A 23,397-nucleotide genomic window follows, 5' to 3' on the forward strand; every position below is an offset into this window, starting at 1 on the left:
CATGTGCGGACGGCGCGCGCCCATTGTCAGCGGCAGAAGCGGACGTTGGTTGCAGACCTGGACGTCCTTAACAACGGGTGGCACGGTGCAGCGCCGCGACACCGCCGCTGAGGTTGCGCCAACTGGCCCGCTGCCAGCCCGATTCGGCGATCCGCTTCGCCAGGTCCGGCTGATTCGGCCAGGCACGGATGGATTCAATCAAGTAGACGTAGGCGTCGGGGTTGCTGGACACCCATCTGGTCACCATGGGTATCACCCGAAGCAAGTGGGCGAGGTAGAACGTACGGAAAGCGGGGTTCGTCGGGTGGCTGCACTCGCAGACCACGAGCCGCCCGCCTGGCCTGACGATCCGGGCGAACTCGCGCAACGCAGCATCGAGATCGACCACGTTGCGTAGCGCGAAAGAGATGGCTACCGCATCGAAAGCGCCATCCGGGAACGGCAAGCACAGTGCGTCGCCCGCCACCAGCGGCACTGCTCGCCGGACGCGTCGGCCGACCTGCAGCATGCCGATGGAAAGGTCGACTCCCACTGCCAACGCCCCGGAACGGGCCAGTTCCTCGGTGGAAACGCCGGTGCCGGCGCCTACGTCGAGCACGCGTTCGCCTGCGCGAAGGTCCAATGCCGCTCTGGTCGCTCGCCGCCACCTGGCGTCCTGGCCGAACGAGATGATCCTGTTGGCCAGGTCGTACCGTTCGGCGACGCCGTCGAACATCGCCGCGACCGCTGGCGGCTGCTTGTTCAGATCGGCCCGCGTCATGCTGTCACCGCTGATGCCGGCACGGCCGTTGTGAGCAGGTACTCAAGCTCAAGCCGGAAGCGACCACCGCCGGTCACCCCACGATCGCCAACGAACGAGCGCAGGTCCGCGCGCAATGCCTCCCACCGGCACTGGGCCACGAGCCGATCCCGTTCAGCGACGACGTGCCCGGCGGTGTCGATGAGCAGGCTTGTCGCCGCGTCGGCGCTGGTGAAGCTCAAGCCCAGCCGGTGAACGACCGCCGACGTGATCCACAGGTCGGCGGCTGCTAGGAGCCGTCCGACCAGCTTGCGGTCACCCCACCGGCTCGGCGGGGCGCCGGCGGCCGGTGGCGGCGGTAGATAGCCGCCGAGGACCTGCCCCATGGCCGGCAACAGACTGCCCGGCGTCCAAGCAGCCAGCAGGACTCGGCCTGAGGGGGCACACACTCGGCTCAACTCTCGGGCCGCCGCATCGTGGTCGTTCGCGTAGATTACGCCGAACACGGACAGGACCACTTCGGCCGAGTCGTCTGGGAGAGGTAACCGGCTCGCGTCGCCGAGCCGCCAATCGATCGCCAGGCCGTCATCCACGGCACGCCGCCGGGCCAACTCCAACAGAGCGGGCTCCAGATCCACCCCGACGCTCCGGGCTCCGCACTGTGCGGCCAGTATCGCCGCGTTGCCGGTACCGGTGCCCACATCGACGACCCGGTCATCCGGCCGTATCGCCGCGGCGGCCACCACCGCTTCGGCGACCGGCATCAGCCGCCGCGCCATGGCCGGGTAATCGCCGGCAGCCCACGTGGTCACGGATGCACTCATCGCGCCTCCCTCATCGCGGAAGGCGCCCTTGGATCCGATGTTCCCGGGTGAGCGTGGCGGACCCAGTCCGTCGCAGCGCCTCTCACTCCGGCATCGCCGACCGTAACTGGTCGGAATACGTCCCGGCGACCCCGTGTCTGAAAGCTGCATCGCGCTCTTCCTGCTCGTGTCCGTGCCGAATCACGTCCTCGACCGCTTCAAGGATCAACTACCCGGCCCGGTCAGCCGGATCAATGATCTGGTCGGGAAACGCTGATCGTCATCGGCGTGGCCGCCCTGCTCGGAACATCCTTCGCGGTGTTCGTCCTAGGTGTCCAAATCTTCAATTGACCGCCCCAGGTCCTCCCCATCCCGGCGCGCGACCGCGGCGTCGCCGGGCGCCCCGGCGCTTCGCTTCGGCACGTCTCCCAAGGAACAGCACCAGGGCTGACGTGTACTCCGCGTGGCCGGTGCGCGGAGGCACCGCGCGCACGGTCGGCGGCAGAAGCGGATGGCAGGCGGCCCGTCGTGCAACGACCACGAGTAAGCTGCCCAGGTTGAGCACGCCGGAGGACGCTGTGAGCTGGGACGTTCTCATCTTCGACGCCCCGGCCCACGCCGGATCGGTTGACCAGTTACCGCAGGACTTCAATCCGCCGCCCTTGGGCACTGGGCCAGATGTCAGGCAGCGGTTACGTGGAAACCTCCGGGACCTCGATCTCTCGGATCCTGCGTGGGGGCACTTGGTCGGCCCGACGTGGAGCATCGAACTCAACATCGGATCGGAGGATCCCGTTGATTCGATCATGTTGCACGTGCGGGGCAGCGGCGACGACGTTCTGGCTGTTGTCGCGCGGATAGTCGCGTCGGTTGGTGGCCGCGCGCTCGACATCTCCAGCGGCGAGTTCCTGACCGGCGATCCCCCTCAGATCGCTGGCTGGCACGACTTCCAGCGGTACCAGGACCAGATTCTCGGCGGCAGCTGGCGTCCGCAAATCCGCCGCATCATCCTCGAGTTACGTCCGCTCATCGGCTACTTGCGCGGACGTCGCCCAACTGACAACCGGGAGCACCAAGGCTGACACCTTCGGGTCTGCCGAAGAGGTCTCCAACCAACAGCGCCTGGGCAGGGCGTTGCCCGTGGGATCAGCGTCCCAATTGACGGCACGCCGGCGCGCTCCTGAAGGTCAGCCTGAACGGCACTCGTCAATGCCTGTCAGCGGTGCCGCGGCGGAGTTCTGCGGCCCGAGATGCCGGCGGCGCTCGCCGTGATCGTCGCATCATGCCCGGCGCACAGTCATGCCGGCCGTGCGGGCGGCGCGTCGGCCGGTCGCCGCTTCGGCGGAGGCGGCGATGATCGCGGCGAGGCCGGCTGCGGAGAAGCGCAGGTGCTTGCCGAGAAAGGTGCAGGGGATCTGGCGGCGCCCGGCGCGGCGGCGCAGCCGCGATTCGGGGACGCGTAGCCGCGCGCCGGCTTCCGCCGGCGTGTACAGCTGCGGGTCCGGCTGACCAGCGGAAGGCTGTGAACTCACCTCGTGCCGGATGGTCCGGTAACACCCGCGCTCTGACTCACGAAGAAGGGGTGTAACGGCTACCAGAGAGGACGGCCTGTGAATGACCCTAGCCAAGCGGAGGGTGACATCTCCGGTATCGGAGTCGATCCGGTGGCGTTCGAGGTCTTCTACCGGCGGCACCTGGAGGCGGTGGGCCGGTTCGTGGCGCGGCGGGTCGACGACCCACACCTCGCCGCCGACCTGACTGCCGACGTGTTCCTGGCGGTGATCGAATCGGCGGCCGGCTACCGGCCAGAGCGGGGTAGCCAGATCGGCTGGCTGTTCGGGGTGGCCCGCAACGTCATCGGAGACGAGCGGCGTCGGGCGGCCCAACGGCTGCGGGTGACCGGCCGACTGGCCGGACGACGGGACCTGGGCGCCGACGACATCGCCCGCATCGAGGAGCGGATCGACGCCGAGTCGGCGGCCCGCCGCACCTATCGAGCGTTGAGCGAACTGCCCGAGGGCACCCGGACGCTTGTCGAACTCGTCGCCGTGGACGGCCTCACCGTCGCCGAGGCGGCGACCGCGCTTGGGATGTCCCCGGTCGCCGCTCGGGTCCGCCTGCATCGTGCCCGTCGAGTTGTCCGCACCGTGCTCGCCCACCCGGCCACCACCCTCGCATGACGAAAAGGAGATGACGCCATGAACAAGATCGATCAGTCGCCGCACGGTTTCGAAGAGCAGCTCCTCACGGATCTGACGGCACACGTAGCCCGGCGGGCCGAGCTGGTTTCGGCGTCCCGTCCGGTCGGACGCCGTACCCGGCTGCTGGGTGGTTGGCGCCTCGTCGGAGCGTTCGGGCTGGTGGTCGCACTGACCGTTGGTGGTCTGGCGGTACAGACGATGGGGGTGGGCAACCAGCCGCCGCCCACAGCCAGCGCGTCGGAGATCCTCCGGATGGCGGCCGATGCCGCTCGGCAGCAGCCCGAGCTCACCGCCCGACCCGATCAGTGGGTCTTCACGGAATTCCTGGCGACGATGCGGGAGAAGCCGGACAGCGGCCCGTACACCACCGTACGGACGCAGATTTGGCAGTCGGCCGGGGGAATAGCGCACACGCAGGCACGTTACCGACCGGAGACCGATCCGAACGGATGGGGCGAATTGAGGGTGCTCCGCCCGGACGATCCCGCCGATCCCGACAGGGAGCTCGATGAACTCCCGTCGCCCGCGTACCACGGCGACTTGCCCGCCGACCCGGACGAGCTGCTTCGATACCTTCGGGAACATCCGGTCGAGCTGCATCTCCCGGAAGCAGCCGATGAACAGGCCGTCTACGGGGACGAGGGCATGGCGTACACCACCGCGCGGTCGATGCTCAGAGGGTACGTGCCGCCCCGAGCGCTGGCGGCGCTGTTCGAACTGCTGGCACGGGAGCCCGGAGCAGTCGTCATATCGGGCGACGTGGTGGACGCCGCCGGCCGGCACGGGGTGGCGATTCGGATGCCTGGTGTGATCGGTGGTAACGAAGACTTCATCTTCGACCGAGACACCCACGTCTACCTTGGCACCCGTGGGTCGGTGGTGCGCAACGGCAAGGAGTCGCTGCACGCGGCTGCCGCGCTACTCCGGCTCGCAATCGTCGACCAGCCGGGCCAGTTGCCCTGACACTGTTGGCTCGCCCGATCCGGATCGGATCCGCGCTATGCCGCCACGGCTCACGGCTGGGTCGCTCTGCGTGGGCGAGCAGAGCTCTTCTGGTGCCCGACGAAGTTGACCATCGGCGCCAAGGATCCACGCACAACCCAGCGGCGCCCCAGCCGGGATGACTGGGGCGCGGCGGGAACGTCGGTGTTGGGGTCGGCCGTACAGTCGCAATTTCCGCAGTGGCCGGAGCGCTGTGTTCCGATGTCCGCGATTCAGGACCCAGGGAGCGTGCGCCGCGGCGGGGTCGCGTGGCGAGCGGGGCTCAGGTGCGGAACGGCCCGGTGATGCAGTACGTATTGCCACCGGAGGAGGAGCCCGAGGTGCCGCGTTGGGACGAGAAGTAGAGCCGATCCCCGGCCGGGGTGAATGCGGGACCGCAGATCTCCGATGAGCTCTGGCCGGTGATCCGCGGGTTCGTCCGCCGCAGAAGGGGATAGCCGAAACTCTATTGCCGAAGTGACAGGTGTCAGCGGACCAGGTTTTCCAACAGGCGGTCCAGCTCGGCGGCGGGATCGGCGGTCAGGCCGGTGTGCACCGGCCCGGCCTGCAGGATGGTGCTGCGCGGGGCGACCAGCCACCGGAACCGTTCCCCCGGCGTCATTCGGTGCGCCGGGCCGGCACCGGAGCAGGTGCGGTCCCAGGATTCCAACGCCCCAGCCACCGCCACCAGGTCCACGTCTGTCGCGAACGCCCGCACCCGGTCGGCGTCCAAATGGGTACGGGCGCCGAGGAAACCGAGGGCCTGGCAGTAGAGGATCACGCCCACGTTGATTTGCTCACCCCGCTCCACCCGGGGCATCAGCCGGATCACCGCGTACTCGAAGGGCTTCCTCACGCCGCGCTCCCCGTCGGCAGCCAGGAGGCGCTGTGCGCGAGCCGGCGGGCCAGATGATCCGTGTACGCTGCCCGGGCCTGGTCGGGGTCGTCAAAGTCCGGCCCGGCCAGCCACTCGTCGGGGACCAGCGCGAGCACCTCAGTGAGCAGGTCCGCGGTGATCCGGGGCGCGAGCTCGGCGTCGGCTTCGGCGAGCCGGGTGGCGTACGAGGCGAGCGCATGGTCGTCGGCCCGAAACGGACGGTCCACCACCGCGTCGGCACGCGGCCAGTTGTGGTGGAAGTAGAGGGTGGCGCCGTGGTCGATGAGCCACAGCTGCCGGTGCCAGATCAGCATGTTCGGGTTACGCCAGCTACGGTCGACGTTCTCCACGTACGCGTCAAACCAGAGCACCTGCGAGGCCAGCGCCGCGTCCACCGGATGCGCCACCGGGTCATAGCCGAGCGCGCCGGGGAGGAAGTCCATCCCCAGGTTGGCGCCGCCGCTGTTGCGCAGCAACTCCTGCACCTCCTGGTCGGGCTCGGCCCGGCCGATCACCGGGTCGATGTCGAGCACCACCAGTCGGGGCACCGCCAGTCCGAGCCGACGGGCCAGCTCGCCGGAGACCACCTCGGCGACCAGCGCCTTGCGACCCTGCCCAGCGCCGCTGAACTTGGCCACGTAGGTGCCCAGGTCGTCGGCCTCGACCACGCCGGGCAGCGAACCGCCCTCGCGCAGCGGGGTGACGTACCGGATCCCGGTGAAATGACGCAGCACCCGCCCACCCTAGCCGAGTGAGGCCGCGTCCGATCGAGCCCATATGCAGGAAGTCGCAGGTCAGGACGCCCCTGGCCTTGAGGGCCCACGTCCCCTACCGCGCGGTGCGAGCAAACTCCTCGACCACCTGCCATGCGCGATCGAGATCGAGCACGAAATCCGCGGCGAACGCAGCCAGGTCGTCCAACACCAGCACCTCCGCGTCCGCGTCCGCAGGCTCATCCACAGCCAGCAGAGAGATGACACCCTCGTCCGACATGAGATGGAGGACCGCCGCAGACCCCTTGAACCCGAGCGCGAGTACGGGGAACTCGGCATCGCCCCGCTTGTAAGGGTTGCGCAACCCGTCCGACTGCGTCCGTGGGTGTCGTTCACGTGGAGCGGCGATCCGGACGCCTCCGGTGCGGCTGCTTCCGTCCGAGCCCGTTGCTGTCGCCGCTGCTGTCAGACAGCCAACTAGCGGTCGGACCCAAGGAGCCTGCCGCCCCATCGCCCGGCAAGCGCGTCGAGTTCGCGCACCCGCTCGCGGTATGCCGGGTCAGGTGAGAGGTCGGATAAGTCCACCGGGACAGTGCGGCTACCAGGTAAGTCGGTTGAGTGGTGCTCAAGCTCCCCGTTGGGACCGGTTGGACGGGTCGTCCAGTTTCCCGTTGGCCCCGGAAGTGGCATTTCTCTCCGGGCGTAGCCTGCGGTGCAAGGACCGTGGGCAGACGTTGAACCTTTGCGTCCAGGTGTCGCGTGGCGTTCCGGACGAGCTCAGGTGCCAGCCGGGCGGCGGATCGGCGTCCGGAAGCGGGCCAGACGTCTGCGGTGAGTGCAAGCGCCTCTTGTCGGATCCTGCGCGGCTTCGTGAGGTCGTGGACGTCCTGACGCGCCGGGGGTGGAGTCATCACGTCAAGGCGGGGACCGTCATCGTCGCCCGTTAGGCGAGTAGCTGGATGCGATGTCAAGCTCCGTTGGCCATCCCGCCAGCGGAGCTTGAGTCGTCTCCCAAATTGCGATCAGTCATCGACGAGGTCCCGAGCAGCACCCTTACCTGCGCCAAGGGCACACCAGAGTCGACGAACGTCCGGCCGTTCGCGCCCGTCGTCGCCCAGTTGGTCACCCGGCCCGAGTGTCAGACGTTGAAGCGGAACATAGAGCCGCCGTCCCGCCACCAGCGGGAGCGGCCGGCGACACCTGCTCACACGGTGTTTCGGGCTGCCATCGCTAGTGGATGGTTGGCGACGTTTGACAGTGTCTTGTGCCCCCCTGTGCGCCCCACACTGCCAGGAGCCGGCCGAGAGAGGCCAGCCTCGGCCGGCACAGCTCAACGGGTCCGCCGAGGTGCGCAGTCGTCCAGCCGGGTGCACCGCCTTGGCTACTCGCGTGGCTAATCGCCACCCGGTCCACGCCTTACGAGTGCTCGCCAACCGTCAGGGCCCGGTGCCCGACATGCTGCCCTGTCCGTGATCGTCCTTCGGTGCTCGCCGGTTGGGCTGCTCGTTTGCTGCTCAGCGTGCCGCTCCGCCTGATCCGACGAGAGAGCCCCCGAGGTTCGCCAGATGCCCAGCAGTCTCGGGGGCTCGCGCTCACCAACCGAAGATGCGACCGCATTTAAAGACGCGCGGGTGGGTCACCCCCGTAGCGGCTTAGCTATCACTACACCACGTAGTTGTTGCAGTAGCCGGAGCCGAATCCGTCGCCTTCCTCAAAGCCCCACAAAGGGCCCCACGGGCTCGGCCAGTTCCGCCAATAGTCGCTGTCACCGGTTGCCAGCCAAATGTCGCCAATGTAGGCCCAGTGCCAACTGTTGTTGGAATACCACCACACCTTCCAAACGTACTGGTCACCATAGGTGCCACATTGTTTTGAGGTATCCCACGACCATGTACCAAGCTGTACGCTTGTCCCGTCGTACCAGGTCACCACCGTTCGGGTAATGTGGTCGTAAACTTTAACGCCGGCAGGGGACGTGCCGACGATGGTTGTACAAGTACCGGATTCGCCTGCGACCGTACAGTTCCACAAGTTATAACCTCTGGTACTGGCATGGGCGGTGGCAGGCAAAGCGATCGACCCCAGGAATGACGCGATCGCAAGCGCCGACGCAAGTACGATGCGACGTAGCATCCCACTCGGCCGCACCAGTTTTCTGGAGGCGGGAGTGTGCTGCACCTCAACCTCCTCGTGCTCTAACATGGAAGTTCGAATCCTTTCTCTAGCGAGACATCTACTACCACCAGTGCCGGGTGTGCTTCCCCATTGCATGACAGCACGCGGAGCCTAGCGCCGCTCGACAATCCTCGCTGTCCCTAAGGGACGTCTCGCAACTCGGCCACCGTCCACGACGCTCGGCGGACCTGCGCGACACTCCTCGCCGATCTCGACGCCACCCGCGAGTCGCCACGCAGGTCCTCCGGCACGCCCGCTTCTCCGTGACGATGGAGGTCTACACCCAGGTCTCGTCGAAGGCGACCCGGGACGCGCTCAAGCGCCTCGGCGATTCCCTCGCGCAATGAGCCCGTTGCTGTACAGGCAGCAAAAGGCCATCCCCGATGGATAGGAATGGCCTTCTACCTGCGTGGGCGTTACTGGGATCGAATTAGTGACCTCTTCGGTGTGAACTGTCGGCGGGCCGGTCGGTTCGGGCTTGGTGCGAGGTCAAGGGTCCTACTGACACGTCTCTCGGCTCGGTTCGGCTGGCACGGTTGCTGTACTTCGCTGCTGTACTGCTGGCATCAGATCAGCCGCTGGATGCGGACCTTCGGGCGTTCGTTCTTGAGGTGGCCGTGCTTGTGCTGGCGGACCTGCTCGTCCCAGATGTCCTGGTCGTAGTCCGGGTCTGGCGGGATCCACTTGTGGGAGCCGTCGCTGTAGTGGAACTTCTCGTCGCCGGCTCGCAGGATGCTCATCGGATCCAGCCGAGGAATCGGTGGTGCAGGTGGCCAGCGGGGACGTGGGCCAGGTCCCGGGTGGCGTCGACGAGATGGGCGGCCAGGTAGAGGGCCAGCGATACCGGGGCGCGGTCGTATTCGGCTCGCAGCTCGCGCCGCCGGGTCTGGCAGGGCCACTCTCCCGCACAGCCGCCGCACGTCCACTCCGGCTTGAGCGGGTGGTGAGTGGTCATCGCGGGCCGTCCTGGCTGGGCCAGTGACCGCGGTTGATCGGGATGCGGTGACGGCTTCGGCACGGCAGCGTCGCGCCGCATCGGCAGACGTGTCGCCAGTACCGCCAAGACCATACGGGCCGGTGGCGGCGGGCGAGGGTGAGCGCTGCCGCCAGGACGTACTCCTCGTACGAGACGCGGCGGCGATTGCCGCCGAATCCTTCATCGCGGGCTGGTGATTGGGTGTTCTTCTGAGCAAGGCTCGCGCCAGTAGGGGCACTGGAAGCTGTGTCGTTTGGCCTAGTCACAACGCCTCCTAGTGACGCCCTGAGGGAGCCGCGGGCACCCCGCCGGCTGCAATCCGGAAACAGGGGCACCCACGGCAGGACACCCGGCCGCCAAGCTGGGTAGCCCCACGAGCAACTTAGGACGCAATGTGCGCAGGGTCAACAGCTACGACACATAGCGTTGTAAGTCGAGCTTGCGGTGTGATCTGCTTGCACCAGCCGCCAAGCTGGGAGCACCACCATGTCTGAAGCTGCGTACCTACAGGTCGCCCGGGATATCCGCGAGCAGGTCAGCTCCGGACAGTTGAAGCCGGGCGACAAGCTGCCCTCGTTCGCCGCCCTCTGCGAACACTATGAAGTCAGCAACACCGTCATCCGCGCCGCCATGCTCCTACTCAAGGCCGAAGGGCTGATCGACGGCCGGCAAGGCAAGGGCGTCTACGTCGCGAACCCACTCCCCCGGTAGATCGTGAGCGTCGATCTGGTCGACCCAGTCGACGTCCGCGCTCGCTGCCGGCTCGTGACCCCTCGCTTGTAAGATCTGCGCGCTTCGTCCGGCTGCGTCCGGGCACGTCTCTGACGTCGAGCCCGGATCCGTAGCCCTCCGTCGCTGGCCCTCGACGTACAGCACTGTTGCTGTCGCCGTTGCTGTCGACAGCAACAGTGCTGGCTGCGAGTGCTTAGCCGCGCTTGAGGTGAGCGAACCGGGTGCGGGCGTCAAGCCGGCGTCGCTCGCGGGTCAGCTGAGCGTGCAGCTCGTCGCGCGCGGCAATCGCCTCCGCTTCGTCGAGGCCGTCGTCGCGTTCCTCGGGGTGCACACCGTTCATTCGTCGCCAGCTGATCTCCGTATCGAGGTCGGCGTACGCCTGCTCCCAGTCAGCGACGCGTTCCTCTGCGGTCTCGTAGTCGTCGACCGGCTCGGGCTCCAGCGACAGCAGGTAGTCATCGAGGCGTTGGCCCACAGCGCTAATCTCGCCGCGCATCTGCTTCTCCTTGGCGGCAAGCTCGTTACGCAGTGCGGGCAACTCCTTCTCCAGCTGGTCGACCCGGTCGTAGAGTGCCGGGTCCGGCCAGCGCATCTCCATCTGCCGCAGGTTGCCGTTGGGTAGCACCCCGAGGATGCCAGAGACTACGAGTAGCACGCCGAGCACGACCAGGGTGATCGGTGTGCCCCATGGCCACTCGACTACCGTGCCGAGGATGCCGACGCCGAATACTAGGACGCCGAATAGGACTAGCAAGAGGCGATTCGATCTGCTCAGCCGCATGCGCTGTAGCGTAGCGAGGGCGCCACGCGGTGCACGCCGAGCGTCAGACCTTGAAGTAGACCGCGCAGCGTGTCGCCTTCCGTTGTATCCATACATCACTATTCTGACGCCGTGGACAAGTGGCTCACCATGGCATTCTCTACAATCTCGCTGATTGTCAGCCTATTCGGACTAGTCTACTCAATTCGGTCAAGCAGGGCGGCCGAGAAGTCCGCCGAGGCGGCAGACAAGTCAGCAAGTATGGCGGAAAAAACCGTTGAGGTTTCTGCCCGTGCCGCAGCAGTAGCCGAAGCCGGGCTAAAGATATCTTTTAGCGTGGAGATCGCTCGACACAAGGATGGAGCGGTCTGGTTTCACATCGGGCCTATTGGCGCGAACGTTTACGTTCATTCGGTCGAAGTGGACATGACGATAGTTGTGGCCGATGGGCGCTACGAGTTTCCTCCCCCCTTCAGTCTTGCCCTCGCACGCGAGGAGATGGGGAAGTTCCCGCTCTATATTCACGACAACGATGCGCGAGCATTCACATGGCAAAATCCGACTCTGCGACTTGAGGACAAAGGAATGTTTGGCTTCGCCCAGATCTCGTACTCGCTTTCGCGTGACAGCGAAATCCGCTCGATCTCAAAGACTTGCGAGAGCGAGCAGGGGCTAAGTGGCGTAGTCCGTTCAGATTTGCTGCTGCAACAACGAGAGTCACGGGAATAAGCATCGAGACAACTGCATGGTGACATCTGCCATCCCGATGCTCCTATGGATGTCAACTCAGCGACTCCTTGACCCCCAGGCAACCAACAGAGGACGCTGACCTGCGGTTCCGAAGCCGCCGAGCTGCCACGACGATCCCCCAGTGTTCGTGACAGTCCGCCGGTGTCCGTCCCGATCGTCACTCAGATAGTCACTCGGCCCTCCTGGACGCTGCGAGCGGACCGGAGGGGATTCGAACCCCCGGTGGGGCATGGCACGCCAGTGGCCCCACACGCCTTCGAGCTGCCGCGCGTACGGCACCGGCATCCCAGCGCTGCAATAACCCGGCTCTGCCACCGGTCCGTCGACAGTCTGCCCCGACACTGTCAGCTTGGGAATCGGTTTGATCTAGACCGTAGGTAGCCGCGCTGCCTGGCCAGGAAGCACGCAGCGTGCCGAGCGGGGTGTCCTGTAGGCCGGTGTTGACCGCTGCATCGGGCACGGATCGGGCACGCGGCCAGGCTCCGCGACGGGCCACTGCTGGCAGGCAGAGGGCAGCAATCCTCCACGAGACGATCACGCTTCCGGTTGCACGTCGCCGGTAGGTTGCCTTGCATGGCGCGTTGGTGGGAGCTGGCGATCCCAGCGGGGAGCACTCTGGCGGCAGCCGTGTCGGCAGGCTGGATCACGGCCGCCTATCAGAAAAAGAACGGAGAGCGTCTGCTTCGGTTGCAGGCGGAGGAAAACGAAAAGGCTCGCCAAGCTCAGCTAGACCATGAGAAAGCGACCCAGAGAGAAGAACTTCGCAAAGAGCGTGAGGCTCGAACACACGAGGCCCGCAAATCTGCCTACATCGAGTTCTGGCGGCTCTCGAAGAAGCTAACGTCCCAAAGTAACATGGTAGAAAACTTGCGAAGCCAAGTCGGTTTACTGCCGGCCGATGCGGAGTACAACCAAGAGCAGATAGCGCTTATGGAGCGCTTTAAGAGTGAGCTGCAAGCTCAACTAGATCTGACCGACAGTCAGATTGAATCCATGACACAGATTGTCTTCCTCGGCTCCCGAGGAATGCATCAGGCAAGCCGGGCATGGATAGAATCCCAAAGGAAGGGGCTCCACCCGGAAGACCTACGCCTTTTCGAAGCAGCATATGTCGCTGCCGCTAACTATGAACTGAGCGACCCTAATCCGACGATGGATGTGAGGCAGTTCCACTGGGAGTCCTTAGAGCTCTACGCCAAGACGGCAGGTCGGCAACTGCCTGAATGGGCGGAGGAGTATCGCGGCAGATTCTTCCCTTCGGTTGATCAGTCGGACAAATACTAAGTGGTTGCACTCCGCCTCGACTATTCATTTTGCGGCTGACGCGGTGGGAACAAACCACCAGACCGCCTGAATCCCCGGAGTTGGTCGGCGATCTTTTCGACCCCCGAAGCTACGTGGTGAATCGTCTTGCCGTACGCTCCCACATCTTCGAGGGCACTGAGATCGATTTCGTACGAGAGCGTTTCGATCGAACCGTCTCGATCGTCGGCATCTATCGTTATACGATAGATGGTCTGCTCGCGCCCTTCGATGAGGAGGTGGCCTATAGTCAGCGGCCGTGAGAGCTGGGCACCAGGAGGAAGCGCGGAAATCTGCCATTCTGAAAGGGCCCTCCGCCCTCCGCCAATATCCAATGGCGGGTCCAGGGTTATTCGAACGCGACGCGCTAAGGTGGGTCCTTGGTTCCGCACTATCAGTACCAGGAGTTGGGGCTGATACTCGTCGCCCCGGATGTCGGCGAACACGTAGGGGCGGTTCTGCTCCCGTCGCGCCTCTTCGGCTTGCTCGGCCTGGCGAGTCGCCAGCGCAACCTGTTGTCGGGCAGCCGCTGCTTGGTCCTGAGCAACGCCAACTGCTCGCTCTGCAAGCTCCACCTGATCTCGTGCGGCCTTTGCCTGCTCTTGAGCTACGGCGACCGCCTGTTCCGCAGTAGCTACTTGCGATCTCGCTGCTGTGGCCTGGATTTCTGCGGCCCGAGCCTGGCGTGTCGCCTCTTGCACCCCGCGTCTTGTGGTTCGCCACGCGGCGGCAGAAAAAATCAGTGCACCAACAGCAACTGTCACACTCGCTCGATCAGCCGTTAACCAGCTCCAGTCCATGTGACGAGACGGTATACCAGCTCGACTACAAATCGAATCGTCGTGACGGATCGACGCTAGTCGGAGTCCTATCTGCCATCCCGTCTGCCGTCGACCCGCCCTCTCGGGGAGCGGGCCGCCGCCCGGCCCGCCACGTCAAGCGGACCTTGACGGCTCGTTCGGACGCTGGCGGGTCGGGCGGCGGTCTGCTCGGCTTGCCCGGGTCGGTGGCAGGCGGGATGGCCTACCGCAACCACCCGCGGACCGTGACTCGCCAGCGGAGCCCCGGTCATCCTGGAGCCGGAGCGCCCCCGCCGGAGGCTCACTAACCGCACCCCGCGATCGCCGCTGGCTCGTCGACGCGGCCGGCGTGCGCTCCCCTACGCCGCGTCGGCTCGTGGCGGCGCGGCCCGGCCGGCTGCCGGCCCGCCACACCACCGGTCAACGGTCTGTCGTTCTGCGGCGGCCCCCTCCGGGCTTCCCGCTCTCCGCGCCAGCCGCCGGGCGTCAGCCGTGACGGCCGCAGAGCGACAGCGGCAGCGGCCGGCGCGCGCCCAGGCGGCGGCGCGTGCGGCCCGTCAAGGGCCGCCTTGATAGACGTACAGAAAGTCCTCCCAGACCGGCCGCCAGCCGGCCGTCCCGCCCCCGGCCTGAGGGATCACGGCGGGTTGACGTGTCGGCACCCGGTGCTACTCTGGCGCTCGTCGAGCACGCCAGCGCGGCTTTCCTGCCGGCTCGCTGGACTCGACCTCGGAGATGCCGAGCGGCCTTCCTGCCGCTGACGCAGGCCACGCCCCGCCGGCTCTCGATCGCACCGGCCGCTGTGCCGGTTCTCGGAATCCGCTGATCGGCCCAGCACGGCCTTTCCTGCCGTCCACGTTGGCCCGGATTCGCTCAACTCCACGGGTGGGGGCAGCCTGCGGTAACCCGCCGGATGCCGACATCCCAGGCTCCCCACCCGTGCCGGCCCCATGACGTCCACGAGCGCGAGAGGACAAGACCATCGGCGGAACGTGGCACCACCACGAATCCGCCCTCCGGCGTCAGCCGCCCTCTCGGCGGTGCCAGGAGACACGACGAACACCACCACCGGACATACGTCCACGACTGGTGGTGCTTCGTCTCCCGTCCCTGCCACCCCCTGAGGAGGAAGTCCTGTCCACCCCGCTTGACCTGTACCGGCGCGGCGTCGCCGCCGGCCGTAACACCCAAGCCCTGCACCGCGCCGCCATGCCGGAGTTCGCCGGATGGTTGGAGCACACCGCTGCTGCGGGCGGCTGCGCCCGCCCGGTCCGCCTTACCGGCACCCTCGCCGTTGTCGAGCGAGACACCGGCCGGGTCCTGGGCGAGCAGCACACCGACGAGCTGCCCGACCGCACGCTTTACAAGGCGTGCGGCAACCGCCGCGAAGCCCAGTGCCCCGACTGCGCCTGGGTCTACGCCGGTGACGCCTACCAGGTTGTCCGCTGTGGCTTGACCGGCGGCAAGGGCGTCCCCGCCTCGGTAGGCCGGCACCCGGTCGTCTTCGCCACCTTCACCGCACCGTCCTTCGGCCCGGTCCACCACCGGCACGTCCCCCGCCACACCTGCGCTACCCGGCAGCGCTGCGACTGCCGCCCCGCTCCCTGCCGCGCCCGCAGCACCGCCGGCACCTGCCAGCACGGGCAGCCCGCAGCCTGCTTCGCCCGCCACGACACCGACGATCCGCGGCTCGGGCAGCCGTTGTGCCTGGACTGCTACGACCACGACCACCAGGTCGTCTGGAACTACTTCTCGGGCGAGCTGTGGCGGCGCACCAAGCAGGCCATCGAACGGCATCTCGCCGGTCTGTGCCGCCGACGCGGCATCCCGCTCGTTCGGGTTGTCACCGCCTCCGGCAGGGTCCGCTGGGTGCCGCCCGTCCGGGTATCGCACGGCAAGGTCGCCGAGATGCAGCGCCGGGCAGCCGTTCACTTCCACGTCCTGCTGCGCCTCGACGGCGTCCATCCCGACGACCCGGGCGCCCTCGTGCCACCGCCGGCCGGCATCGCCGTCGCCGACCTGGAGGAAGCAGTCGACGTCGCCGCCTCCCGGATCACCGTCAGCGCGGCCCCACACTTCGACCGGCCGCAGGGCTGGCTGGTCGCCTGGGGCGAGCAGGTCGACGTCCGCCGCATCAACACCGCCGGCGGCGAGTTGACCGACAGCAAGGTCGCCGCCTACCTCGCCAAATACGCCACCAAGGCCACCGAAGCCACCGGCCACTGCTCCACCCGACTCATCGCCGCCACCATCGACGACTACGCCGATCCCAGGGGCGATCACCTCGCCCGCCTCATCGACGCCTGCTGGCGACTTGGCCGCCCCACCAACGACGCCACGACCAGCGGCGCCGCAACAGCCGACGACCGTCAAGGCGAGCTTGACGCCAAATCCAGCGCCTACGCCGGCCTACGTCGGTGGGCCCACATGCTCGGCTTCGGTGGCCACTTCCTCACCAAGGCCCGTCGCTACTCGGTCACCTTCGGCCAGCTCCGCGACACCCGCGCCACTCATCGCCGAACCGAGGACAACGAGGACACGGACACCGTGACGGTCGGCCTGCTCACCTTCGTCGGGGCTGGCTGGCTCAGCGACGGTGACGCCCTGCTCGCCAACACCGCCGCCAAGCAGCGCCGCGAGAGCAGACGCATCTGCCGGGAAGAACTCGCCCACGAAGCCTGGCTCACCGGGGCCGCCGCATGAGCCATGACTTCACCCCGCGCTGGTACTCCCCCGCCGAAGTCGCCGTCCTGCTCGGCTTCGGCATCTCCAAGGTCAAGATGAAGATCGCCACCGGCGAGCTGCGCTCCATCAAGGACGGAAAGTACCGCCGCATCCTCCCCAAATGGGTCGATGACTACATCCGCGAACAGGTCGAACGCCAGGAGGCCGCCTGATGCCCGGACGCGCCCGCGCCAACGGCGAAGGCTCGATCTTTCCGTACCGCAACGGCTTCGCCGCCTACGTCTGGGTCACCAAGCCCGACGGCAAACGCACCCGCAAGTACGTCTACGGCAAGACCCGGGAGGCCGTCCACGACAAGTGGATCAAGCTGCACCAGCAGGCGAAGCAGGGACCGGTAGCGACGAGCGTCCCGACGGTCGGCACGTTCCTCACCTACTGGCTGACCGAGATCATCCAGCCGAACCGAGCACCGTTGACCTACGCCACCTACGAGACGTTCGTCCGCCGCTACATCGCACCAGGCCTCGGGACCAAGCGGCTCGACCGGCTCCAGTCGCGCGACGTGCAGACATGGATCAACCAGGTGGCCCGCACCTGCCAGTGCTGCGCCCAGGGCAAGGACGCTGCCCGCCGGAAGGAGAAGCGGCGCTGCTGCGCCGTCGGCCGCTGCTGCCAAGCCGTCCCGTCGACGCGCACGGTCAGCGACATCCGGGCCGCGCTGCGGGCCGCCCTCACCCACGCCCAGGCCGAAGACCTCATCACCAAGAACCCGGCCGTGGCGGTCACCCTGGCCACCGTCCGACGGCGGCGGGGGAAGTCGTGGTCGAGCGACGAGGCCCGGAGGTTCCTGGAGTCCGCGCGTCACGACGAGGACCCGCTCTACGCCGCCTACGCCCTGGTCCTCGTCACCGGCCTGCGCAAAGGCGAGGCGTTGGGGCTCACCGGGGAGGACGTCGACCTCGATGCCGGAGAGCTGACCATCGGCCGCCAATTGCAACGAGTCCGCGGCCGGCTCCTGCACCGCGACACCAAGACCCGAGCCTCCGACGCCACCCTCCCCTTGCCCGACATCTGCCTGACCGCGCTAAAGCTGAGACGCGAACAACGCGACGAGGCCCGAGAAGCCGCCGCCAAGGCATGGCACGAGAACGGCCTCGTATTTACCACCCGCTACGGCACACCCATCGAGCCGCGCAACTTCCAGCGTTCCTGGCAGACGCGGTGCGACAAGGCGGGAGTCAAGCCGATCACCGTCCACGACGCTCGGCGGACCTGCGCGACACTCCTGGCCGATCTCGACGTTCATCCGCGAGTCGCCATGCACGTCCTCCGGCACGCCCGCTTCTCCGTGACGATGGAGATCTACACCCAGGTCTCGTCGAAGGCGACTCGCGACGCCCTCAAGCGCCTCGGCGATTCACTGGGCAGCTGACCTACTGCTGTACTTCGCTGCTGTACAGACAGCAAAAAGGCCACCCCCATCAATGGGAAGTGGCCTTTGAACTGTGTGGGCGATACTGGGATCGAACCAGTGACCTCTTCGGTGTGAAACAGGACGCCGCACCAACTCTGACCTGCGTGAACGAGGAGCCGCAGGTCGGGGTGGGTGCAGTTGAACGCCCTTCCAGGGCGTTCGGCGCAGTCCAAGACCGTTCAGTGCAACCCGTTGCTCCCAACCTGCTCCCCCGACCCAAGCCCCGCGACCGGACTGATGCCGGCCGGGGCGGATGGATGGTGCCGCAGGTCGTTCGCCATTCCGTCGCGCCCGCAAGCCAGAGTGACCATTAGCTGACGCCGATGCCTAGCCAAGGAGTAGTGGCCTAAGACGCTCCCGATTTGCTCCCACGGCCAGGTAGTGGACCGGCGGTCGGCGAGCTGGGCATCGCCCCATACCGATCGCCCCCTCAGACCGTTTATGCCGTCGTCGGGCTACCCGTTACCGTGGGACTTGTTCCTCTCGCTGGCCTTCAGCCAGGGCGACCGGCCGTCACTCGTTTTTGAAGAACGCTGTCTCGAACAGTTCGGCAGCGTCGATGATCTCGGCTGTGGTGACCTCGAACTCGCCCCTGGTGACCGCGTCGTTACCATCCTCTGTCAGGACCCACGTCACGGGCACCAGCCTCGCTTGCGGGTCCCGCGCGAGGATCACGTAGTCGTCCTGGGCGCTCGTCCATGGCACGTTGGGTCGGAACGATTCCGGCGTGAGCACGACCTCGGCGTCGTCGCCTCGATTGGTCCATACGACGGGGTAGCCACGGGGCGCGATCAGAAGTTCGCCGGTATCGAATCCCGTTCCGAACGGGTCGTGCCGTCGCATGACGGGCTCGACTACCTTCTCGAAATCGGCATCGTCAGCCTCGCGGTAGTCGAAAGCCTCACAACCATGAAAGGTCACGATGAGATGGGGCTTCGCGACGAACCGGTCGCGGCTGACAACCCTGATTCCTGCGCCAGGCAGACCGACGCCGAGGAAGTGCTCCCGCCCATTCGCGATATGGGCGGACTTCTCACTCCGCCACGCGTCCAAACGCGCCGCTCGCTCTTCTGCCGTCGGCGGCCGACCCCCTGAGAGGATGTTTCTTGCTAGGAGCGCTGACGTGGACGCGAAAGTATCCACCTCCGGCTCGTGCTGCTTGCTGAACTCTTCTTCTTCGAACTCGTACAGGCGCTCCAGCACCTCGTCAACGCGGTCAACGCGCTCGATGGAGCCGAGGATCTCCACGTCGAGATCGATCGGCGCTCTGTCCCCTCCGCGAGCCCGCTCGACGAGGGCAAGCACCTCGCCGGCCCGGGCCGGTCGAGTGTTGCTGGTTCCTCGGACGTAGACCGCACCGTCCTCGAGACTGTCCCGACGGTCAACTCCCTGGAAGCTCTTGTGACAGGGGAAGATGGGCTGACCATCCTGCGGCGGCTGCGCGATGACGAACAACACCTCACGATCGTCGCCGACGCCGATCCTCCCGAATTCGAACGCGGGGAACTGCGACCCGAGATAGGGGCGGAGCCGGTCCTCCAGCTCGTGAGGCTCGACGCCACGGGGAACGCCCGGAGTGCTGCCCTTCTGCGCGCCGATGACCAGCACCGCATAGCCCTGGAAGTGCCGTGCCGCCTCACGCGGACGTCGGTTGGCCGCTCCCAGCAGGAACTTGGCCACCTTCGCCACGCCGGCCTTGCTGCTGAGATCGAGGCTGCTCTTGACCTCGAGGTAGGTTGTCTCGGCCTCGTCGCCGACGGCGACCACGTGGTCGAGAATGCTCCGCTGACCGCGCTCACCGAGCGGGATGACGTCGGTCGCGAGCGTCACGGGCTTTGGCTCGGGGGGCTTAGCCGGGGCGGGATCAGCAGGCATATGTCGATTGTGTCATCCACCGCCGACGCCAGGGTTTCTCGAAAGCCGGGCGGGCGAGGACCTCGGACACGCACGCATCATCAGGACGCGTAGCCGACGGCCGGGAAGCTTCGTGTGTCGGTGGGCCCGGCCATACTCGGAATATGTGCAGCGATCGTCGTTAGGCGTCGCTCTCTCGGGAGGAAGGGGCCCGGGAGAGCTCCTGCTGGGCACACCTCCCCGATGATGACGATCGGAGAGACATGACGAGCGAGGAGGCAGCCGTGACTGGCCGGACAGCCGAGGCTTAACCCGCGCGTGCATTTGCATGTCACGGCGTCGGTTCTTGCTGCCGGCCAGGCGCTGATCCGAAGCTCTCAGCGGATTCATCGGGTGCGTCCGCCAGCACAAGCCGCATCGCGATCTTGTTGCCCGGCAGGCATCGGTAGCGGGCCTTCACCGGCGTTCCGGCCCCCGCAGCGGCGCGTATCTCGCCGACGCTAGTCAGGGTGACCTGCAGGGCACGGATTTCGACCGGCCCCAGGTCCATCCGGTGGTCGCCACAGGTGACGGCGTACCCGGCACCCAGGGCGATGAGCTCGCCGGGCTGTCCCTCGTGCTGGTCTTGCAGGAAGGCGTCGATCGCGTCGGGCTTGACGGTCATGGCCAGAATGTCGTCGGTCAGGGTGATCGCCTCGCCGTCAAGTAGCCGCGCGGCCAGCAGGTCGGCACGCTCCGCGGCGGTGATCTTTTCGGGGACCGGGTGCCGCTGCCGGGTGTGAGCATGGATCCGGTCGAGGGCGGCGATCAGGTCGCCGTCGTAGCGGAACGCCAGCAGAATCTGGCCCATCTGCTCGGCGTTGACGTCAACCGGTGGGCCGAGCGTGGTCGTTGAGGCGCACCTCGAGCCGATCGGTGGCCTCGGCGTGCCGGAACAGCTGCAGCGCACCCAGCAGCTGGTAGGGGTGGTGCCAGGCCATGCTCACGCTGGTGAGCTGGGTGGTAATCGAGCCGCCGTGGTCCGGGTGCTCGGCCTGCAGGCGGGCGGTGAACAGCCCAGATCCGTCGCGCAGGACGAGACGTGCGCCGCGCTGACCAGACGCGACCGAGTCGGTGTGCAGCGGGAGCCGGTCGCGGACCGCGCTATTCGCGGTGACCAGGGCGAGGTGGAAGGTGGTGGCCGGGTCGAGCCGGGTGCCGACGGCAGCGATCAGGACATGGTCGTCCGGGCCGGTCAGCCCCAGCACCTCCGCGATCCAGGGGTGGTGTCGTCGGCTGGTGGGATCAGGTAGCGGCTCTCGACGACCGCCGCCGTTTGAGGATTCCGCGCGCCCTGTGGACGAGTTCCGATAGTTGTTCGTCCGCGGTGTCGGCAGCCAGAGACCGGCGGAACCAGGGGCGGTCGATGTTGGCCAACGGCTCGTCGCCTGCGATCGTAACGTCGCTCAACTCCTTGAGCACGCTGCGCTTGTTACCGGCCCTGGCGCGGGGGCAGCACGTTCGCTCAGGACGGGGGAATCGAGGGAGGGTCCCGCCTCGGCGGCAGGCACCGGGGGCGGGCCGCGGAGCGTCATCGTGCTAACACGACCACGATCATGGCGAACACCCGATCAGCATCGTGATTCCGCCGAACATAACGAACGGCCACCACTCGCCTGCAGCTTGCCGTTGCTGCGGAAGGGGCTGAGTTGGCAAGTTCCAGCCCAGGGGCGCAGCTGCGCCGTTGTGGCGGCCCAGCCAGCGTGGCGGTGGGGTGCGGGGTGTCGGCTCAGCCATAATCGGGTTGCCTCCGACGGCCGTCATGGTGCGCTGTTCGGGTTTGAGTGGGCGGGACTGCGGGGGGTCGGGCGGTCCCGCCCACTCAAGAGGCCGCGCACCCGACCTTCAACTTTGACAGGCGCTGTCCGTCGATGATGTGTTACAGCGTCGGCGAGCCATGGATGGGTCGCCTGTTCCGCTCTCTCTCTGGGACGGTCGTTCGGCGCATCCCTGTCGCCGCCTGCGCCGCTGCCGACTGCCTGCCACGTAAGACGGACGGTGGCTTCAGGCCCGGCTCCAGGGCGGAGGTTTCGGGATCGGCGATGTAGCCGGCGGCCTGCACCGGGGCCGCGACCAGCAGCGTGGCGGAGCCAACGGCCTGCTGGCGTGAGGGCTGTCACCAGCTCTCTGCACCAGGCAACCCGGGGCGCTGCAGCGCCTGCAAGCGACGGCGTGAAACAGCGGCGGATGTCGTAGGCGGGCAATGGTCGGTACGTGGTCTTCACTCTCCCACCCCGGCCGACAGTTGCCGGGGTTAGTCTGGGCGTCAACTGTCTGCCCTTGATTCAGTAAGGCACGCCCCCTAAACGACCGCGCGCGATCGACCTCGAACGCCTCGACCGGTCGCTCAGCCTGCTATGCCGCCCTGTGCGGTCCGGGGGCATCAGCTTCCTGGCGGCCTCCGCGGTTGTCCACTTGAGCCCCTCCAAAACTGACGTGTAGGGGTCGGCAGTCATGGTGTAGGAGGCGTGGCCGAGCATGTCCTGAATTTCTGAGCTTGACGGTTCGCCTGCCAGATCGGCTCCGCTACCGCCCGGGCCGTTCGGCCAGAACCCTGCAGTTGTTGCCCGCTGCTGCGAGTAGAGCGGCTGCGGTGTCGAGCCGTCCGACCGCGCGGTGGGTGGCGGCGAGGGTTTTCCACTGGAGGGGGTCAATGGTCAGTACTGCCGCGGACGCATGGTTGGCGAGGAGGTCGAGCCGGTCGGTGTCGGTGACTGATCGGGCTGCCTCGGCCAGGCACATCACGGGTAGTCCGAAGAGGCAGCCATCGTCGGCGACTTTGGCGATTGCTTCGCCTACGGCGGTCGATCCCTCGGTGAAGGCGAGGATGGCGGATGTGTCGAGGATGAGCCGGATCGGCAGGTCGTTCAGGGTGGGCGCGCGCTGGCCCGGGCGAGCGGGTGGGGCGGATGAACGGTGGCGGGGCCGCCGCTGCCCTGGGGTGCGCCACATGGGGTAGGTGGTGCTGCCGTCGGGGAGTGTGAAGGGTTCGAGGGGAACGTAGCCGTGCCGTGCGTACAGGTCCCGGTCGGTGAGGGTTGTCACCTCCGTGTAGGTGGGCAGCAGGGCCTGGCCCATTCGGGCGTTGGTGGTGGCGAGCAGGGTGCTGGCACGCCTGATCCGGTACGGCTTTGGTGCGACGGTGAAGAACGCCAGGTGATTGTGGGGGCCGTCGGGTCGGTGCGTGTGCAGAACGTCGTCGAGGTGCAGGAATCGGACCACGTACTCGCCGCAGGCGACGGCGAGCCGCTCGGCGTACCCGGTTGGCGGTGAGAGGGGGCCGTAGCGGTGCAGCCACACAGCGGCGGCGGAATGGTCCTGCAGGAGGTAGGCCTCGCCGAACAGCAGCGCGTGTTCGGTCCAGACGCGGACGACGGCGCTGAGGATGTCCCGTCGACGGTGTTCGTCGGGTACGAGCCATGCGCCGATCGTGCTATCGGCGAGGGGACCGACGACCAGATCGACGATGTGGGGGATGTCGTGCCAATGGGCGCGGCAGACGGGCAGGTTGATCACGCGGTTCTCCGGGTAGTAGA

General features: G+C 66.9%; 24 protein-coding genes, 1 tRNA gene and 2 pseudogenes. 10 read left to right on the forward strand and 17 right to left on the reverse strand.

The window, feature by feature from the left end; translation table 11 throughout:
- Window positions 1-67: 67 nt before the first annotated feature.
- Together ACIP9D_RS25270 and ACIP9D_RS25275 are read right to left on the reverse strand one after the other, a co-directional pair.
- Window positions 68-760: a demethylmenaquinone methyltransferase gene (locus ACIP9D_RS25270; protein ID WP_350873347.1), complete on the reverse strand. Its 693-nt coding sequence runs from the start codon at window positions 758-760 to the stop codon at window positions 68-70.
- Window positions 757-1,563 (reverse strand): methyltransferase domain-containing protein, encoded by an 807-nt coding sequence (locus ACIP9D_RS25275; RefSeq protein WP_350873348.1) that lies wholly within the window; start codon window positions 1,561-1,563, stop codon window positions 757-759. The genes ACIP9D_RS25270 and ACIP9D_RS25275 overlap by 4 nt, the downstream gene beginning before the upstream one ends.
- 536 nt (window positions 1,564-2,099) lie before the next feature.
- Here ACIP9D_RS25275 and ACIP9D_RS25280 point away from each other — a divergent pair.
- Window positions 2,100-2,624: a hypothetical protein gene (locus ACIP9D_RS25280; protein ID WP_350873349.1), complete on the forward strand. Its 525-nt coding sequence runs from the start codon at window positions 2,100-2,102 to the stop codon at window positions 2,622-2,624.
- Between the two features lie 198 nt (window positions 2,625-2,822).
- Here the strand turns inward: ACIP9D_RS25280 and ACIP9D_RS25285 are convergent, their stop codons facing one another.
- Window positions 2,823-3,074 (reverse strand): DNA-binding protein, encoded by a 252-nt coding sequence (locus ACIP9D_RS25285; protein ID WP_350873350.1) that lies wholly within the window; start codon window positions 3,072-3,074, stop codon window positions 2,823-2,825.
- 78 nt (window positions 3,075-3,152) lie between these two features.
- Between ACIP9D_RS25285 and ACIP9D_RS25290 the strand changes: the two genes are divergently transcribed.
- Both ACIP9D_RS25290 and ACIP9D_RS25295 read left to right on the forward strand, forming a co-directional pair.
- Window positions 3,153-3,722 carry a sigma-70 family RNA polymerase sigma factor gene (locus ACIP9D_RS25290; RefSeq protein ID WP_350873351.1) on the forward strand — a complete coding sequence of 190 codons (570 nt, stop codon included), beginning with the start codon at window positions 3,153-3,155 and terminating at the stop codon, window positions 3,720-3,722.
- Between the two features lie 18 nt (window positions 3,723-3,740).
- On the forward strand, window positions 3,741-4,706 hold the full coding sequence (locus ACIP9D_RS25295) for a CU044_5270 family protein (RefSeq protein ID WP_350873352.1): 966 nt from the start codon (window positions 3,741-3,743) through the stop codon (window positions 4,704-4,706).
- Window positions 4,707-5,007: 301 nt separating this feature from the next.
- On the opposite strand, the pseudogene ACIP9D_RS25300 reads toward ACIP9D_RS25295, so the two are convergent.
- The 5 genes and pseudogenes from ACIP9D_RS25300 to ACIP9D_RS25320 all read right to left on the reverse strand — a co-directional run.
- Window positions 5,008-5,154 (reverse strand): annotated as a pseudogene (locus tag ACIP9D_RS25300) (translocation protein TolB); the annotation flags it as partial.
- A 57-nt stretch (window positions 5,155-5,211) separates the two neighbouring features.
- The gene (locus ACIP9D_RS25305; RefSeq protein WP_350873353.1) at window positions 5,212-5,580 is read right to left on the reverse strand and encodes a DUF3037 domain-containing protein; all 369 of its coding nucleotides are present in this window, start codon (window positions 5,578-5,580) and stop codon (window positions 5,212-5,214) included.
- A complete protein-coding gene (locus ACIP9D_RS25310) occupies window positions 5,577-6,335 on the reverse strand; it encodes a HipA family kinase (protein WP_350873354.1) in 759 nt (252 codons plus the stop codon). Before ACIP9D_RS25310 ends, ACIP9D_RS25305 begins: the two co-directional genes overlap by 4 nt.
- Before the next feature lie 94 nt (window positions 6,336-6,429).
- Window positions 6,430-6,594 (reverse strand): hypothetical protein, encoded by a 165-nt coding sequence (locus ACIP9D_RS25315; protein ID WP_350873355.1) that lies wholly within the window; start codon window positions 6,592-6,594, stop codon window positions 6,430-6,432.
- Between the two features lie 1,382 nt (window positions 6,595-7,976).
- On the reverse strand, window positions 7,977-8,516 hold the full coding sequence (locus ACIP9D_RS25320) for a hypothetical protein (RefSeq protein WP_350873356.1): 540 nt from the start codon (window positions 8,514-8,516) through the stop codon (window positions 7,977-7,979).
- Between the two features lie 138 nt (window positions 8,517-8,654).
- Here ACIP9D_RS25320 and ACIP9D_RS25325 point away from each other — a divergent pair.
- Window positions 8,655-8,836 (forward strand): annotated as a pseudogene (locus ACIP9D_RS25325) (site-specific integrase); the annotation flags it as partial.
- Between the two features lie 219 nt (window positions 8,837-9,055).
- Here ACIP9D_RS25325 and ACIP9D_RS25330 read toward each other — a convergent pair.
- Together ACIP9D_RS25330 and ACIP9D_RS25335 are read right to left on the reverse strand one after the other, a co-directional pair.
- Window positions 9,056-9,229, reverse strand: a complete 174-nt coding sequence (locus ACIP9D_RS25330) for a hypothetical protein (RefSeq protein ID WP_350873357.1) — start codon at window positions 9,227-9,229, stop codon at window positions 9,056-9,058.
- Window positions 9,226-9,444 (reverse strand): flavin reductase, encoded by a 219-nt coding sequence (locus ACIP9D_RS25335; protein ID WP_350873358.1) that lies wholly within the window; start codon window positions 9,442-9,444, stop codon window positions 9,226-9,228. Before ACIP9D_RS25335 ends, ACIP9D_RS25330 begins: the two co-directional genes overlap by 4 nt.
- A gap of 507 nt (window positions 9,445-9,951) precedes the next feature.
- Between ACIP9D_RS25335 and ACIP9D_RS25340 the strand changes: the two genes are divergently transcribed.
- Entirely contained in the window at window positions 9,952-10,176 is a 225-nt protein-coding gene (locus ACIP9D_RS25340) for a winged helix-turn-helix domain-containing protein (protein ID WP_026268779.1), read from the forward strand.
- A 214-nt stretch (window positions 10,177-10,390) separates the two neighbouring features.
- On the opposite strand, the gene ACIP9D_RS25345 is transcribed toward ACIP9D_RS25340, so the two are convergent.
- Window positions 10,391-10,978, reverse strand: coding sequence for a hypothetical protein (locus tag ACIP9D_RS25345; RefSeq protein ID WP_350873359.1), 588 nt, complete (start codon window positions 10,976-10,978; stop codon window positions 10,391-10,393).
- Between the two features lie 111 nt (window positions 10,979-11,089).
- Here ACIP9D_RS25345 and ACIP9D_RS25350 point away from each other — a divergent pair, with 111 nt between their 5' ends.
- Window positions 11,090-11,686 carry a hypothetical protein gene (locus ACIP9D_RS25350; RefSeq protein ID WP_350873360.1) on the forward strand — a complete coding sequence of 199 codons (597 nt, stop codon included), beginning with the start codon at window positions 11,090-11,092 and terminating at the stop codon, window positions 11,684-11,686.
- A gap of 217 nt (window positions 11,687-11,903) precedes the next feature.
- Here ACIP9D_RS25350 and ACIP9D_RS25355 read toward each other — a convergent pair.
- Window positions 11,904-12,028: transfer RNA gene (locus ACIP9D_RS25355), tRNA-OTHER, on the reverse strand.
- A gap of 252 nt (window positions 12,029-12,280) precedes the next feature.
- On the opposite strand from ACIP9D_RS25355, the gene ACIP9D_RS25360 reads away from it, so the two are divergent.
- Window positions 12,281-12,991 carry a hypothetical protein gene (locus tag ACIP9D_RS25360; RefSeq protein WP_350873361.1) on the forward strand — a complete coding sequence of 237 codons (711 nt, stop codon included), beginning with the start codon at window positions 12,281-12,283 and terminating at the stop codon, window positions 12,989-12,991.
- 20 nt (window positions 12,992-13,011) lie between these two features.
- Here the strand turns inward: ACIP9D_RS25360 and ACIP9D_RS25365 are convergent, their stop codons facing one another.
- Window positions 13,012-13,809: a hypothetical protein gene (locus ACIP9D_RS25365; RefSeq protein WP_350873362.1), complete on the reverse strand. Its 798-nt coding sequence runs from the start codon at window positions 13,807-13,809 to the stop codon at window positions 13,012-13,014.
- Window positions 13,810-14,943: 1,134 nt separating this feature from the next.
- On the opposite strand from ACIP9D_RS25365, the gene ACIP9D_RS25370 reads away from it, so the two are divergent.
- Genes ACIP9D_RS25370 through ACIP9D_RS25380 form a run of 3 tightly spaced genes read left to right on the forward strand, consistent with a single transcriptional unit; the run spans window position 14,944 to window position 17,926 of the window.
- The gene (locus ACIP9D_RS25370) at window positions 14,944-16,512 is read left to right on the forward strand and encodes a replication initiator (RefSeq protein WP_350873390.1); all 1,569 of its coding nucleotides are present in this window, start codon (window positions 14,944-14,946) and stop codon (window positions 16,510-16,512) included.
- Window positions 16,509-16,706 (forward strand): helix-turn-helix domain-containing protein, encoded by a 198-nt coding sequence (locus ACIP9D_RS25375; RefSeq protein WP_350873363.1) that lies wholly within the window; start codon window positions 16,509-16,511, stop codon window positions 16,704-16,706. The genes ACIP9D_RS25370 and ACIP9D_RS25375 overlap by 4 nt, the downstream gene beginning before the upstream one ends.
- On the forward strand, window positions 16,706-17,926 hold the full coding sequence (locus ACIP9D_RS25380) for a tyrosine-type recombinase/integrase (RefSeq protein ID WP_350873364.1): 1,221 nt from the start codon (window positions 16,706-16,708) through the stop codon (window positions 17,924-17,926). Before ACIP9D_RS25375 ends, ACIP9D_RS25380 begins: the two co-directional genes overlap by 1 nt.
- Before the next feature lie 555 nt (window positions 17,927-18,481).
- Here the strand turns inward: ACIP9D_RS25380 and ACIP9D_RS25385 are convergent.
- The 4 genes from ACIP9D_RS25385 to ACIP9D_RS25400 all read right to left on the reverse strand — a co-directional run bounded on the left by ACIP9D_RS25385 (window position 18,482) and on the right by ACIP9D_RS25400 (window position 23,377).
- Window positions 18,482-19,798 (reverse strand): hypothetical protein, encoded by a 1,317-nt coding sequence (locus tag ACIP9D_RS25385; protein ID WP_350873365.1) that lies wholly within the window; start codon window positions 19,796-19,798, stop codon window positions 18,482-18,484.
- 355 nt (window positions 19,799-20,153) lie between these two features.
- The gene (locus tag ACIP9D_RS25390; protein ID WP_350873366.1) at window positions 20,154-20,672 is read right to left on the reverse strand and encodes a hypothetical protein; all 519 of its coding nucleotides are present in this window, start codon (window positions 20,670-20,672) and stop codon (window positions 20,154-20,156) included.
- A gap of 16 nt (window positions 20,673-20,688) precedes the next feature.
- The gene (locus ACIP9D_RS25395) at window positions 20,689-21,069 is read right to left on the reverse strand and encodes a hypothetical protein (RefSeq protein WP_350873367.1); all 381 of its coding nucleotides are present in this window, start codon (window positions 21,067-21,069) and stop codon (window positions 20,689-20,691) included.
- A gap of 1,318 nt (window positions 21,070-22,387) precedes the next feature.
- A complete protein-coding gene (locus ACIP9D_RS25400) occupies window positions 22,388-23,377 on the reverse strand; it encodes a hypothetical protein (RefSeq protein WP_350873368.1) in 990 nt (329 codons plus the stop codon).
- Window positions 23,378-23,397 lie beyond the last annotated feature (20 nt).

Origin of the sequence: Micromonospora sp. NPDC093243 (assembly GCF_044753725.1) — a bacterium.
In the GTDB taxonomy this organism is placed as follows: domain Bacteria; phylum Actinomycetota; class Actinomycetes; order Mycobacteriales; family Micromonosporaceae; genus Micromonospora.

What these genes read in the sequence shown, in the direction of transcription:
- ACIP9D_RS25270 (WP_350873347.1), bottom strand. Translation starts at nt 760, where the DNA reads ATGACGCGGGCCGATCTGAACAAGCAGCCGCCAGCGGTCGCGGCGATG.
- ACIP9D_RS25275 (WP_350873348.1), bottom strand. Translation starts at nt 1,563, where the DNA reads ATGAGTGCATCCGTGACCACGTGGGCTGCCGGCGATTACCCGGCCATG.
- ACIP9D_RS25295 (WP_350873352.1), top strand. Translation starts at nt 3,741, where the DNA reads ATGAACAAGATCGATCAGTCGCCGCACGGTTTCGAAGAGCAGCTCCTC.
- ACIP9D_RS25315 (WP_350873355.1), bottom strand. Translation starts at nt 6,594, where the DNA reads ATGTCGGACGAGGGTGTCATCTCTCTGCTGGCTGTGGATGAGCCTGCG.
- ACIP9D_RS25320 (WP_350873356.1), bottom strand. Translation starts at nt 8,516, where the DNA reads ATGTTAGAGCACGAGGAGGTTGAGGTGCAGCACACTCCCGCCTCCAGA.
- ACIP9D_RS25330 (WP_350873357.1), bottom strand. Translation starts at nt 9,229, where the DNA reads ATGAGCATCCTGCGAGCCGGCGACGAGAAGTTCCACTACAGCGACGGC.
- ACIP9D_RS25335 (WP_350873358.1), bottom strand. Translation starts at nt 9,444, where the DNA reads ATGACCACTCACCACCCGCTCAAGCCGGAGTGGACGTGCGGCGGCTGT.
- ACIP9D_RS25340 (WP_026268779.1), top strand. Translation starts at nt 9,952, where the DNA reads ATGTCTGAAGCTGCGTACCTACAGGTCGCCCGGGATATCCGCGAGCAG.
- ACIP9D_RS25345 (WP_350873359.1), bottom strand. Translation starts at nt 10,978, where the DNA reads ATGCGGCTGAGCAGATCGAATCGCCTCTTGCTAGTCCTATTCGGCGTC.
- ACIP9D_RS25360 (WP_350873361.1), top strand. Translation starts at nt 12,281, where the DNA reads ATGGCGCGTTGGTGGGAGCTGGCGATCCCAGCGGGGAGCACTCTGGCG.
- ACIP9D_RS25365 (WP_350873362.1), bottom strand. Translation starts at nt 13,809, where the DNA reads ATGGACTGGAGCTGGTTAACGGCTGATCGAGCGAGTGTGACAGTTGCT.
- ACIP9D_RS25375 (WP_350873363.1), top strand. Translation starts at nt 16,509, where the DNA reads ATGAGCCATGACTTCACCCCGCGCTGGTACTCCCCCGCCGAAGTCGCC.
- ACIP9D_RS25380 (WP_350873364.1), top strand. Translation starts at nt 16,706, where the DNA reads ATGCCCGGACGCGCCCGCGCCAACGGCGAAGGCTCGATCTTTCCGTAC.
- ACIP9D_RS25390 (WP_350873366.1), bottom strand. Translation starts at nt 20,672, where the DNA reads ATGGGCCAGATTCTGCTGGCGTTCCGCTACGACGGCGACCTGATCGCC.